Origin of the sequence: Escherichia sp. MR, assembly GCF_005280595.1 — a bacterium.
Classification (GTDB): Bacteria; Pseudomonadota; Gammaproteobacteria; order Enterobacterales; family Enterobacteriaceae; genus Escherichia; species Escherichia ruysiae.
Window position 1 is genome coordinate 1 of the sequence record NZ_SZVK01000034.1, and the last position, 12,932, is coordinate 12,932.

The window sequence follows — 12,932 nt, forward strand, 5'->3', positions numbered from 1 at the left end:
AATCGGTGGAGCTGCATGACAAAGTCATCGGGCATTATCTGAACATAAAACACTATCAATAAGTTGGAGTCATTACCAAATTCCCGCTGATGTAGAAATCATACGGGTATATACCATGCATGATGCTGACCGCCATCAGGATCATCTGGCAGTTTATCAGGCATCAATGGTTGCCTGCCGCACTATTCCACAGATTCTCGGCTATGAAACGCCAAGCACCTGGCTTTCATTTATGCCCCAGGTTTTTGAATCCGTAAAAGAAGAATATTTTACCGTAAAACTTGCAGCGTTAAAAAAACATAAAAGCCAGGAGCGACGTGATTATATGCGTCATGAACGTTTACGTGCTGTTGCACAATTTCGCGGACAACAGGTCAATAGTGATCTGGGTGAAGGCTTTGTTATTCATAAAATGATTCTTTGAGCAGACTTAATGAAAACCTGGATCTTTATATTTATGGCCGTAGCAATATTGCTATGGTTTTTGAGTACGTTAAGGCGTAAGCCCAGCCAAAAGAAAGGCTGTATTGACGCGATTATTCCTGCCTATAACGAAGGCCCCTGTCTGGCACAATCACTGGATAATCTGCTGCGCAATCCTTATTTTTGCCGGGTAATTTGTGTTAACGACGGCTCCACGGATAATACCGAAGCGGTAATGGCGGAAGTCAAACGCAAATGGGGCGACCGCTTTGTTGCTGTTACGCAAAAAAATACCGGCAAAGGCGGCGCTCTGATGAACGGCCTGAACTACGCCACCTGCGACCAGGTTTTTTTAAGCGATGCTGACACCTATGTTCCGCCCGATAAAGACGGAATGGGTTATATGCTGGCGGAAATTGAGCGCGGCGCTGATGCCGTCGGCGGCATTCCTTCCACAGCGTTAAAAGGCGCAGGTTTGCTGCCTCATATTCGCGCCACGGTAAAACTGCCGATGATCGTTATGAAGCGCACGCTACAACAGCTTTTGGGCGGCGCGCCCTTTATTATCAGCGGTGCCTGTGGGATGTTCCGTACCGATGTATTGCGTAAATTTGGTTTCTCGGATCGTACCAAAGTCGAAGATCTGGATCTCACCTGGACGTTGGTCGCCAATGGTTACCGCATTCGTCAGGCGAATCGCTGTATTGTATACCCTCAGGAATGCAACAACCCGCGTGAGGAGTGGCGTCGCTGGCGGCGCTGGATTGTGGGTTACGCGGTCTGTATGCGTCTGCATAAAAGGCTTTTATTTAGCCGTTTCGGCATCTTCAGTATTTTCCCTATGCTGTTGGTCGTGCTCTATGGCGTTGGGATTTATCTAACCACCTGGTTTAATGAATTAATCACCACCGGGCCACATGGCGTGGTACTGGCCATGTTTCCGCTTATCTGGGTCGGCGTAGTTTGTGTTATTGGTGCTTTTAGCGCCTGGTTTCATCGTTGCTGGTTGTTGGTGCCTTTAGCGCCACTTTCCGTTGTGTATGTATTATTAGCTTATGCCATCTGGATTATTTATGGACTTATTGCCTTTTTTACTGGACGCGAACCTCAGCGCGACAAACCCACCCGTTATTCCGCACTGGTGGAAGCGCCAACCGCTTATTCCCAACCTTCTGTCGCAGGCACTGAAAAGCTATCTGAAGCTTAATGTTAAAGAGAAAAATATTCAGATTGCTGACCAGGTGATTATTGATGAAAGTGCCGGTGAAGTTGTTATCGGTGCCAATACCCGTATTTGCCACGGTGTGGTTATTCAAGGGCCGGTAGTGATTGGTGCAAACTGCCTGATAGGTAATTATGCGTTTATTCGCCTCGGTACGGTAATCAACAATGGCGTAAAAATTGGTTTTGCCACTGAAATCAAAAATGCGGTTATTGAGGCGGAAGCGATGATTGGACCGCAATGTTTTATTGCCGATTCCGTTGTTGCAAGCCAGGCATATTTGGGCGCACAGGTGCGTACCAGTAACCATCGACTGGATGAACAGCCAGTATCGGTTCGCACCCCAGAGGGTATTATCGCTACCGGCTGCGATAAATTAGGTTGTTATATTGGTCAGCGTTCACGTCTTGGCGTGCAGGTAATTATTTTACCTGGCCGAATTATTTCGCCAAACACGCAACTTGGCCCGCGCGTTATTGTAGAACGCAATTTACCTACCGGAAATTATTCACTCCGGCAAGAACTTATCCGTACAGGAGATTAAAATGATAAAACGAACGTTATTAGCAGCGGCAATCTTTAGCGCATTGCCCGCTTATGCCGGGTTAACTTCTATTACCGCAGGCTACGATTTTACCGATTATTCTGGCGATCATGGCAACCGTAATTTAGCGTATGCTGAACTGGTGGCGAAAGTTGAAAACGCAACGCTGCTTTTTAATCTTTCCCAGGGGCGTCGTGATTATGAGACTGAACGTTTCAATGCCACACGCGGTCAGGGCGCTGTCTGGTACAAATGGAATAACTGGCTGACAACCCGCACGGGTATTGCCTTTGCCGATAATACACCGGTCTTTGCCCGCCAGGATTTTCGTCAGGATATTAACCTGGCTTTGCTGCCAAAAACGCTGTTCACGACTGGTTATCGCTACACTAAATATTACGATGATGTTGAAGTCGATGCCTGGCAAGGCGGCGTATCGCTCTACACTGGCCCGGTGATCACCAGCTATCGCTATACCCATTATGACTCCAGCGATGCTGGCGGCAGTTACAGCAATATGATTTCCTTGCGTCTGAATGACCCTCGCGGCGGCGGTTATACTCAACTTTGGCTTAGTCGTGGGACGGGAGCTTACACCTACGACTGGTCTCCGGAGACGCGTCACGGGAGCATGAAGAGCGCCAGTTTACAACGTATTCAGCCTTTGACAGAGCAACTGAATCTGGGGCTGACTGCCGGTAAAGTGTGGTATGACACGCCGACCGATGATTATAACGGCCTGCAATTCGCTGCCAATCTGACCTGGAAATTCTGATTCCTTCCGCCGCCTGCTATCCGGGCGGCAATCCCACGAGATTAGCGCCCAAACACTCTTCTTTCCTCTTCGTTTCCTCCAGATATCACCCACATTCATCGGATAAATTTTATTCTCCAGTGTTATATACTATAGGGGGGTATGCATTGACATATAGCATACCCCCCTATAGTATATTACGTACAGATGATGAGGTGCGAAATGCCCAGTACTCCGGAAGAGAAGAAAAAGGTGCTTACTCGAGTTCGTCGTATTCGGGGGCAGATTGATGCTCTGGAACGGTCACTGGAGGGTGATGCCGAATGCCGTGCCATACTCCAGCAGATCGCTGCCGTTCGGGGCGCGGCTAACGGGCTGATGGCAGAAGTGCTTGAAAGCCATATCCGGGAAACGTTTGACCGAAATGACTGCTATAGCCGCGAAGTCAGCCAATCCGTTGATGACACGATTGAACTGGTTCGTGCCTATCTTAAATAGCAGAAACCACTACCCTATTGAGGAAAAGCGAAATATGAAATCACGTGCTGCCGTTGCATTTGCTCCCGGTAAACCACTGGAAATCGTTGAAATTGACGTAGCGCCACCGAAGAAAGGTGAAGTGCTGATTAAAGTCACTCATACCGGCGTCTGCCATACTGATGCATTTACCCTCTCCGGCGATGACCCGGAAGGTGTATTCCCGGTCGTTCTCGGTCACGAAGGGGCTGGCGTTGTGGTTGAAGTCGGTGAAGGCGTGACCAGCGTTAAACCTGGCGACCATGTGATCCCGCTTTACACCGCAGAGTGCGGCGAGTGCGAATTCTGTCGTTCCGGTAAAACCAACCTCTGTGTCGCGGTTCGCGAAACCCAGGGCAAAGGTCTGATGCCAGACGGCACAACACGTTTTTCTTACAACGGGCAACCGCTTTATCACTACATGGGCTGTTCCACCTTCAGTGAATATACCGTGGTCGCGGAAGTGTCTCTGGCAAAAATTAACCCAGAAGCAAACCATGAACACGTCTGCCTGCTGGGCTGTGGCGTCACCACCGGCATTGGCGCAGTACACAACACCGCTAAAGTTCAACCTGGTGATTCCGTTGCCGTATTCGGTCTTGGTGCGATTGGTCTGGCGGTTGTTCAGGGCGCTCGTCAGGCGAAAGCGGGACGGATTATCGCTATCGACACTAACCCGAAGAAATTCGATCTGGCGCGTCGCTTCGGTGCCACCGACTGCATTAATCCGAATGACTACGACAAACCGATTAAAGATGTCCTGCTGGATATCAACAAATGGGGTATCGACCATACCTTTGAGTGCATCGGCAACGTCAATGTGATGCGCGCGGCGCTGGAAAGTGCTCACCGTGGCTGGGGTCAGTCGGTGATCATCGGTGTGGCTGGCGCCGGTCAGGAAATCTCAACCCGTCCATTCCAGTTGGTCACCGGTCGCGTATGGAAAGGTTCCGCGTTTGGCGGCGTGAAAGGTCGTTCCCAGTTGCCGGGTATGGTTGAAGATGCGATGAAAGGTAATATCGACCTGGAGCCGTTTGTAACGCATACCATGAGTCTGGATGAAATTAATGACGCCTTTGAATTAATGCATGAAGGCAAATCAATTCGAACCGTGATCCGTTATTAATATCCCGCACGTAACGAACCGTCGCCATCCTGTTCGCGGATGGTGACGGACATATAATTACCACATCAAATCATCAGGCACCTTAAAGTCGGCATACGGATCGTCTTCATCCTGCTCTTCGGCGCTGAGTGCACTGTGCAACACAATACTGCTGGCATCACGCTGGGCGATTTTATCGGCAACGCTTGCCGGAATAATGGCATATTCACCTTCACTATTGCCGTCAGTAACCAAACGGGCAATTGCCAGGCGGCCATTAATCAACTGCGTTTGCGTGAGCTTATCAACAAAAATTTTCTTAATCAGATTGCCGTCGGTGAAGTTAAAACCGATATCGCCATTGGCAATGGTGATACGGTTCATTTCAATAAGCTGCTTCACCTGGGCTTTATATTCTTTCGCTAATGCCGCTTGTTTTTGTTGTTCACTAAGCTGTTTATCACGCTCAAGCTGTGCCTTTTTATTTTCTTCTACCGCCGCCCGTGCTTCACGCGCCTGAACACGCGATTTTTTCGCCGTTCTCTCGACCTTCGCCGCTTTTTTGCTGGTGACTAATCCTGCTTTGAGCAACTGCTCTTGTAAGGTAAGTTTTGCCATCTTTATTTCCAAACCCGCTGAATAATTTTTGCGAGTATACCTGTAAATACAGTGAGTGTATCGAAGTGGGCTTTCTCTCTCCTGTGACCTGGCGTCAGCATTTTAAATTTCACTTTGGTGTCAGCCCTGCCGGGTGGCGCAAAACCTTCCGTGGTATGGCATGATAACGCCCGGAAGAGAGTCAATTCAGGATGGTGAATGTGAAACCAGTAACGCTATACGATGTCGCCGAGTATGCCGGAGTCTCTTATCAGACCGTTTCCCGCGTGGTAAATCAGGCCAGCCACGTTTCTGCGAAAACGCGGGAAAAAGTGGAAGCGGCAATGGCGGAGCTGAATTACATTCCCAACCGCGTGGCACAGCAACTGGCGGGCAAACAGTCGTTGCTGATTGGCGTTGCCACTTCCAACCTGGCGCTTCATGCGCCTTCACAAATTGTTGCGGCAATTAAATCCCGCGCCGATCAACTCGGTGCCAGCGTAGTGGTATCAATGGTGGAACGCAGTGGCGTCGAAGCCTGTAAAGCGGCGGTTCATAATCTTCTCGCACAACGCGTCAGCGGACTGATTATCAACTATCCCCTGGATGAACAAGATGCCATCGCCGTAGAGGCAGCCTGCGGCCACGTGCCGGTTTTGTTTCTTGATGTCTCCGACAAATCCCCCATTAACAGCATTATTTTTTCCCATGATGACGGCGCACGGCTCGGCGTGGAACATCTGGTCGCGTTGGGTCACCAGCAAATTGCGCTGTTGGCGGGTCCATTAAGTTCTGTCTCGGCGCGTCTGCGTCTGGCGGGCTGGCACAAATATCTCGATTGCAATCAACTACAGCCAATAGCGGAGCTTGAGGGTGACTGGAGCGCCATGTCTGGTTTTCAACAAACCATACAGATGCTGAATGAGGGCATTACCCCCACCGCAATGCTGGTTGCTAACGATCAGATGGCGCTGGGTGCAATGCGCGCCATTACCGAGTCAGGGCTGCGCGTTGGTGCGGATATCTCAGTGGTGGGGTATGACGATACCGAAGACAGCTCGTGTTATATCCCACCGTTAACCACCATTAAACAGGATTTTCGCCTGCTGGGGCAGACCAGCGTGGATCGCTTGCTGCAACTCTCTCAGGGCCAGGCGGTGAAGGGAAATCAGCTATTGCCCGTATCACTGGTGACACGTAAAACCACCCTGCCACCCAATACGCAAACCGCCTCTCCCCGCGCGTTGGCGGATTCATTAATGCAGCTGGCACGGCAAATTTCCCGGCTGGAAACCGGGCAGTGAGCGCAACACAATTAATGTGAGTCAGCTCACTCATTAAGCACCCCAGGCTTTACACTCTATGCTTCTGGCTCGTATGTTGTGTGAAATTGTGAGCGGATAACAATTTCACACAGGATACAGCAATGACCATGATTACGGATTCACTGGCCGTCGTATTACAACGTCGTGACTGGGAAAACCCTGGCGTTACCCAACTCAACCGCCTTGCGGCGCATCCCCCTTTCGCCAGCTGGCGAAATAGTGAAGAAGCCCGCGAGAATTGCCCTTCCCGCCAGTTGCGCAGTCTGAATGGCAAATGGCAATTTGCCTGGTTTCCCGCCCCAGACGCGGTGCCAGAAAGCTGGCTGGAGTGCGATCTTCCTGACGCCGATACACTCCCCGTCCCCTCAAACTGGCAGATGCACGGTTACGACGCGCCCATCTACACTAACGTAACCTATCCCATTGCGGTCAATCCGCCGTTTGTTCCCGCAGAGAATCCGACGGGCTGTTACTCGCTCACATTTAATATTGATGAAAGCTGGCTACAGGAAGGCCAGACGCGGATTATCTTTGATGGCGTTAACTCAGCATTCCATTTGTGGTGCAACGGACGCTGGGTCGGTTACGGGCAGGACAGCCGTTTGCCGTCTGAATTTGACCTGAGCAACTTTTTACGCGCCGGAGAAAACCGCCTCGCGGTGATGGTGCTGCGCTGGAGTGACGGCAGTTATCTGGAAGATCAGGATATGTGGCGGATGAGCGGCATTTTCCGCGACGTCTCGCTGCTGCACAAACCGACCACGCAAATCAGCAATTTCCATGTTGCTACCCATTTTAATGACGATTTCAGCCGTGCCGTTCTCGACGCTGAAGTCCGCATGTGTGGCGAACTGCGCGACGATCTGCGGGTAACGGTATCCTTATGGCAGGGGGAAACGCAGGTCGCCAGCAGCACCGCGCCTTTCGGCGGCGAAATTATCGATGAGCGCGGCGGTTATGCCGATCGCGTCACGCTAAATATGAACGTCGAAAGCCCGGCGTTGTGGAGCGCAGAAACCCCGAACCTTTACCGTGCGGTAGTTGAACTGCACACCGTCGACGGCGCGCTGATTGAAGCGGAAGCCTGCGATGTCGGTTTCCGCGAGGTGCGGATTGAAAATGGCCTGCTGCTGCTGAACGGCAAGCCGTTGCTGATTCGCGGCGTTAACCGTCACGAGCATCATCCTCTGCATGGTCAGGTCATGGATGAGCAGACGATGGTGCAGGATATCCTGCTGATGAAGCAGAACAACTTTAACGCCGTGCGCTGTTCGCATTATCCGAACCATCCACTGTGGTACACGCTGTGCGACCGCTACGGCCTGTATGTGGTGGATGAAGCTAATATTGAAACTCACGGTATGGTGCCGATGAACCGCCTGACAGATGATCCGCAGTGGCTGCCCGCGATGAGCGAGCGCGTAACGCGGATGGTGCAGCGCGATCGTAATCACACGAGCGTAATTATCTGGTCGCTGGGTAATGAATCAGGCCACGGCGCTAATCACGACGCGCTGTATCGCTGGATCAAATCCGTCGATCCTTCCCGCCCGGTACAGTATGAAGGCGGCGGTGCAGACACCTCCGCAACCGATATTATTTGCCCGATGTACGCGCGCGTGGATGAAGATCAACCCTTCCCGGCAGTACCGAAATGGTCAATCAAAAAATGGCTTTCGCTGCCAGGTGAGTTACGCCCGCTGATCCTCTGCGAATACGCCCACGCGATGGGTAACAGTCTTGGCGGCTTCGCTAAATACTGGCAGGCGTTTCGTCAGTACCCACGTTTACAGGGCGGCTTCGTCTGGGACTGGGTGGATCAGTCACTGATTAAATATGATGAAAACGGCAACCCGTGGTCGGCTTACGGCGGTGATTTTGGCGATACACCGAACGATCGCCAGTTCTGTATGAACGGTCTGGTCTTTGCCGATCGCACGCCGCATCCGGCGCTGACAGAAGCAAAACACCAACAGCAGTTTTTCCAGTTCCGTTTATCCGGGCGAATCATCGAAGTGACCAGCGAATACCTGTTCCGTCATAGCGATAACGAAATTCTGCACTGGTCGGTGGCACTGGATAGCAAGCCGCTGGCAAGTGGCGAAGTGCCTCTGACTGTCGCTCCACAAGGTAAACAGTTGATTGAGCTGCCTGAACTGCCACAGCCGGAGAGCGCCGGACAACTCTGGCTCACAGTGCGCGTAGTGCAACCGAACGCGACCGCATGGTCAGAAGCCGGACACATCAGCGCCTGGCAACAGTGGCGTCTGGCGGAAAACCTTAGTGTGACGCCCCTCTCCGCGCCCCACTCCGCCCCGCAATTGACCACCAGCGAAACGGATTTTTGCATCGGGCTGGGTAATAAACGTTGGCAATTTAACCGGCAGTCAGGTCTTCTTTCACAGATGTGGATTGGCGATGAAAAACAACTGCTGACGCCGCTGCGCGATCAGTTCACCCGTGCGCCGCTGGATAACGACATTGGCGTGAGTGAAGCGACCCGCATTGACCCGAACGCCTGGGTAGAACGCTGGAAAGCAGCAGGACATTACCAGGCCGAAGCGGCGTTGTTGCAGTGCACGGCAGATACGCTTGCCGACGCGGTGCTGATTACGACTGTCCACGCCTGGCAGCATCAGGGGAAAACCTTATTTATCAGCCGCAAAACCTACCGTATTGATGGTCGTGGTCAAATGACGATTACCGTCGATGTTGAAGTGGCAAGCGATACACCGCATCCGGCGCGGATTGGCCTGACCTGCCAACTGGCACAGGTCGCAGAACGGGTTAACTGGCTGGGGCTGGGGCCGCAAGAAAACTATCCCGACCGCCTTACTGCGGCCTGTTTTGACCGCTGGGATCTGCCATTGTCAGACATGTATACCCCATACGTCTTCCCAGGCGAAAACGGTCTGCGCTGCGGGACGCGCGAATTGAATTATGGCTCACACCAGTGGCGCGGCGACTTCCAGTTCAATATCAGCCGCTATAGCCAACAACAACTGATGGAAACCAGCCATCGCCATCTGCTGCACGCAGAAGAAGGCAGTTGGCTGAATATCGACGGTTTCCATATGGGGATTGGTGGCGACGACTCCTGGAGCCCGTCAGTGTCGGCAGAATACCAACTGAGTGCTGGTCGCTACCATTACCAGTTGGTCTGGCGTCAAAAATAATAATAACCGGGCAGGCCATGTCTGCCCGTATTTCGCGTAAGGAAATCCATTATGTTCTATCTAAAAAACACAAACTTTTGGATGTTCGGCTTATTCTTTTTCTTTTACTTTTTTATCATGGGAGCCTACTTCCCGTTTTTCCCGATTTGGCTACATGACATCAACCATATCAGCAAAAGTGATACGGGTATTATTTTTGCCGCTATTTCTTTGTTCTCTCTGTTATTCCAACCGCTGTTTGGCTTGCTTTCTGACAAACTTGGGCTGCGCAAATATCTGCTATGGATTATTACCGGCATGTTAGTGATGTTTGCGCCATTCTTTATTTTTATCTTTGGCCCGCTGTTACAATACAATATTTTATTGGGTTCGGTTGTTGGCGGTATTTATCTTGGTTTTTGTTTTAACGCCGGTGCGCCAGCAGTAGAAGCATTTATCGAGAAGGTCAGCCGTCGCAGTAATTTCGAATTTGGTCGCGCGCGAATGTTTGGCTGCGTTGGCTGGGCGCTGTGTGCCTCGATTGTCGGCATCATGTTCACCATCAACAACCAGTTTGTTTTCTGGCTGGGTTCTGGCTGTGCACTCATCCTCGCTGTATTGCTCTTTTTCGCCAAAACAGATGCCCCTTCTTCCGCCACGGTTGCCAATGCCGTAGGTGCCAACCATTCGGCATTTAGCCTTAAACTGGCGCTGGAACTGTTCAGACAGCCAAAACTGTGGTTTTTGTCACTGTATGTTATTGGCGTTTCCTGCACCTACGATGTTTTTGACCAACAGTTTGCTAATTTCTTTACTTCGTTCTTTGCCACCGGTGAGCAAGGTACGCGGGTATTTGGCTATGTCACAACAATGGGCGAATTACTTAACGCCTCGATTATGTTCTTTGCGCCGCTGATCATTAATCGCATCGGCGGGAAAAACGCCCTGCTACTGGCTGGCACCATTATGTCAGTACGTATTATTGGCTCATCGTTCGCCACCTCGGCGCTGGAAGTGGTTATTCTAAAAACGCTGCATATGTTTGAAGTCCCGTTCCTGCTGGTGGGCTGCTTTAAATATATTACCAGCCAGTTTGAAGTGCGTTTTTCAGCGACGATTTATCTGGTCTGTTTCTGCTTCTTTAAGCAACTGGCGATGATTTTTATGTCTGTACTGGCGGGCAATATGTATGAAAGCATCGGTTTCCAGGGCGCGTATCTAGTGCTGGGTCTGGTGGCGCTGGGCTTCACCTTAATTTCCGTGTTCACGCTCAGCGGCCCCGGCCCGCTTTCTCTGCTGCGTCGCCAGGTGAATGAAGTCGCTTAAGCAATCAATGTCGGATGCGGCGCGAGCGCCTTATCCGACCAACATATCAGGACGGAATGATCGCAATGAACATGTCGATGACAGAAAGAATAAAAGCAGGAAAGCTATTTACCGATATGTGCGAAGGCTTACCTGAAAAAAGACTTCGTGGGAAAACGTTAATGTATGAGTTTAATCACTCGCATCCAGCGGAAGTTGAAAAAAGGGAAAGCCTGCTTAAAGAAATGTTTGCCACGGTAGGAGAAAATGCCTGGATAGAACCGCCTGTCTATTTCTCTTACGGTTCCAACATCCATATAGGCCGCAATTTTTATGCAAATTTCAATTTAACCATCGTCGATGATTACACGGTAACGATCGGTGATAACGTACTGATTGCCCCCAACGTTACTCTTTCCGTTACGGGGCACCCGGTACACCATGAATTAAGAAAAAACGGAGAGATGTACTCTTTTCCGATAACGATAGGCAATAATGTCTGGATCGGGAGTCATGTGGTCATTAATCCAGGCATCACCATCGGGGATAATTCGGTTATTGGCGCGGGTAGCGTCGTCACAAAAGACATTCCACCAAACGTCGTAGCTGCGGGCGTTCCCTGTCGGGTTATTCGCGAAATAAACGACCGGGATAAGCAGTATTATTTCAAAGATTACAAAGTTGAATCGTCAGTTTAAATTATAAAAATTGCCTGATGCGCTTCGCTTATCAGGCCTACAAATTCAGTGATCTACGTTGGCCGTATCCGGCATGAACAAAGCGCAGGAACAAGCGTCGCATCATGCCTCTTTGACCCACAGCTGCGGAAAACGTGCCGGTGCAAAGCGCAGGGTTATGATCATCAACCCAACAACGCACAGCGCATGAAACACCCAGTCCATCAGGTAATTGCCACTGATGCTACGCAGCACACCAGAAAACCAGGGAGCAAGCCCGGCGATAATAAAACCGATCCCCTGCATAAACGCCACCAGCTTGCCAGCAATACCCGGTTGCGCAGAATGATCGAGCGCCAGCAGCAAACAGAGCGGAAATGCGCCGCCCAGACCTAAACCACACACCATCGCCCATAATACCGGCAATTGCAGCGGCAGCCAGATAAAGCCGCAGAAACCCACCAGTTGTAACGCCAGTGCCAACAGCAAAAGTTTGCGCCGATCCTGATGGCGAGCCATAGCAGGCATCAGTAACGCTCCCGCCGCTTGCCCAAGCGTCATCAACGCCAGCAAAGAACCGCTGTACTGCGCGCTGGCGCCAATCTCAATATAGAAGGCGGGTAACCAGGCAATCAGGCTGGCGTAACCGCCGTTAATCAGACCGAAGTAAAGTCCCAGCGTCCACGCGCGGGGAGTGAATACTACGCGAACCGGAGTGGTTGTTGTCTTGTGGGAAGAGGCGACCTCGCGGGAGCTTTGCCACCACCAGGCAAAGAGCGCAACAACGGCAGGCAGCGCCCACCAGGCGAGTGTTTGATACCAAATCTCGCTGTGTTGAACTAACCAGGGCGTCAGGGCGGCACCAAGTCCACCGCCGCCCATCAGAGCCGCAGACCACAGCCCCATCACCAGTGGCGTGCGCTGCTGAAACCGCCGTTTAATCACCGGAGGCATCACCGCCTGAATGATGCCGATCCCCACCCCACCGAGCAGTGCGCTGCTAAGCAGCAGCACACTTTGAGGGTAAAGCTCACGCATCAATGCACCGACGGCAATCAGCACCAGGCTAATGGCGACGCTGCGACGTTCGCTGACATGCTGATGAAGCCAGCTTCCGGCCAGCGCCAGCCCGCCCATGGTGACCACCGGCAGAGCCGTCAACAGGGCAGCCACGCTAAAGCTCATTCCGCTCGCCTGGCGCAATTGCGGTAGCAGTGGCCCGACGGAAGTGAGCAGTGGTCGCATATTAAGACCAATCAGCACCAGAACCAGCAGCATCGTGAACGTCTTTTGATGGTCGCGCATGGTT

Annotated in this window: 12 protein-coding genes and 2 pseudogenes; 12 read left to right on the forward strand and 2 right to left on the reverse strand. The window is 51.6% G+C overall.

Annotated elements, in window-relative coordinates:
- The 7 genes and pseudogenes from FC814_RS23540 to frmA all read left to right on the forward strand — a co-directional run.
- The coding region (locus tag FC814_RS23540; protein ID WP_071528444.1) for an IS1 family transposase at nt 1-62 on the forward strand (62 nt) is incomplete at its 5' end.
- 14 nt (nt 63-76) lie between these two features.
- Nucleotides 77-424: pseudogene (locus FC814_RS14790) on the forward strand (PIG-L deacetylase family protein); the annotation flags it as partial.
- A gap of 9 nt (nt 425-433) precedes the next feature.
- Nucleotides 434-1,630 carry a glycosyltransferase family 2 protein gene (locus FC814_RS14795; protein WP_000860450.1) on the forward strand — a complete coding sequence of 399 codons (1,197 nt, stop codon included), beginning with the start codon at nt 434-436 and terminating at the stop codon, nt 1,628-1,630.
- A gap of 34 nt (nt 1,631-1,664) precedes the next feature.
- Nucleotides 1,665-2,189, forward strand: a complete 525-nt coding sequence (locus FC814_RS14800; protein ID WP_170967949.1) for an acetyltransferase — start codon at nt 1,665-1,667, stop codon at nt 2,187-2,189.
- A gap of 1 nt (nt 2,190) precedes the next feature.
- Entirely contained in the window at nt 2,191-2,964 is a 774-nt protein-coding gene (locus FC814_RS14805) for a YaiO family outer membrane beta-barrel protein (RefSeq protein ID WP_085460444.1), read from the forward strand.
- A 201-nt stretch (nt 2,965-3,165) separates the two neighbouring features.
- Nucleotides 3,166-3,441: a formaldehyde-responsive transcriptional repressor FrmR gene (frmR, locus tag FC814_RS14810; RefSeq protein WP_001141271.1), complete on the forward strand. Its 276-nt coding sequence runs from the start codon at nt 3,166-3,168 to the stop codon at nt 3,439-3,441.
- Between the two features lie 34 nt (nt 3,442-3,475).
- The gene (frmA, locus tag FC814_RS14815) at nt 3,476-4,585 is read left to right on the forward strand and encodes an S-(hydroxymethyl)glutathione dehydrogenase (protein ID WP_000842101.1); all 1,110 of its coding nucleotides are present in this window, start codon (nt 3,476-3,478) and stop codon (nt 4,583-4,585) included.
- A gap of 57 nt (nt 4,586-4,642) precedes the next feature.
- Here frmA and FC814_RS14820 read toward each other — a convergent pair whose 3' ends face one another.
- A complete protein-coding gene (locus FC814_RS14820; protein WP_001096713.1) occupies nt 4,643-5,182 on the reverse strand; it encodes a DUF2058 domain-containing protein in 540 nt (179 codons plus the stop codon).
- Between the two features lie 62 nt (nt 5,183-5,244).
- Here FC814_RS14820 and FC814_RS14825 point away from each other — a divergent pair.
- The 5 genes and pseudogenes from FC814_RS14825 to lacA form a co-directional block, all read left to right on the forward strand.
- Nucleotides 5,245-5,346 (forward strand): annotated as a pseudogene (locus tag FC814_RS14825) (GlxA family transcriptional regulator); the annotation flags it as partial.
- A gap of 27 nt (nt 5,347-5,373) precedes the next feature.
- Nucleotides 5,374-6,465: a DNA-binding transcriptional repressor LacI gene (gene lacI / locus FC814_RS14830; protein WP_137326111.1), complete on the forward strand. Its 1,092-nt coding sequence runs from the start codon at nt 5,374-5,376 to the stop codon at nt 6,463-6,465.
- 122 nt (nt 6,466-6,587) lie between these two features.
- Entirely contained in the window at nt 6,588-9,662 is a 3,075-nt protein-coding gene (gene lacZ, locus FC814_RS14835; RefSeq protein WP_137326112.1) for a beta-galactosidase, read from the forward strand.
- A 51-nt stretch (nt 9,663-9,713) separates the two neighbouring features.
- Nucleotides 9,714-10,967, forward strand: coding sequence for a lactose permease (gene lacY, locus FC814_RS14840; protein ID WP_000499563.1), 1,254 nt, complete (start codon nt 9,714-9,716; stop codon nt 10,965-10,967).
- A 65-nt stretch (nt 10,968-11,032) separates the two neighbouring features.
- Complete coding sequence (gene lacA / locus FC814_RS14845; RefSeq protein ID WP_137326113.1) at nt 11,033-11,644, forward strand: galactoside O-acetyltransferase; 612 nt, start codon at nt 11,033-11,035, stop codon at nt 11,642-11,644.
- Between the two features lie 102 nt (nt 11,645-11,746).
- On the opposite strand, the gene cynX is transcribed toward lacA, so the two are convergent.
- Entirely contained in the window at nt 11,747-12,928 is a 1,182-nt protein-coding gene (gene cynX, locus FC814_RS14850; protein WP_038809064.1) for a cyanate transporter CynX, read from the reverse strand.
- Nucleotides 12,929-12,932: the final 4 nt, after the last annotated feature.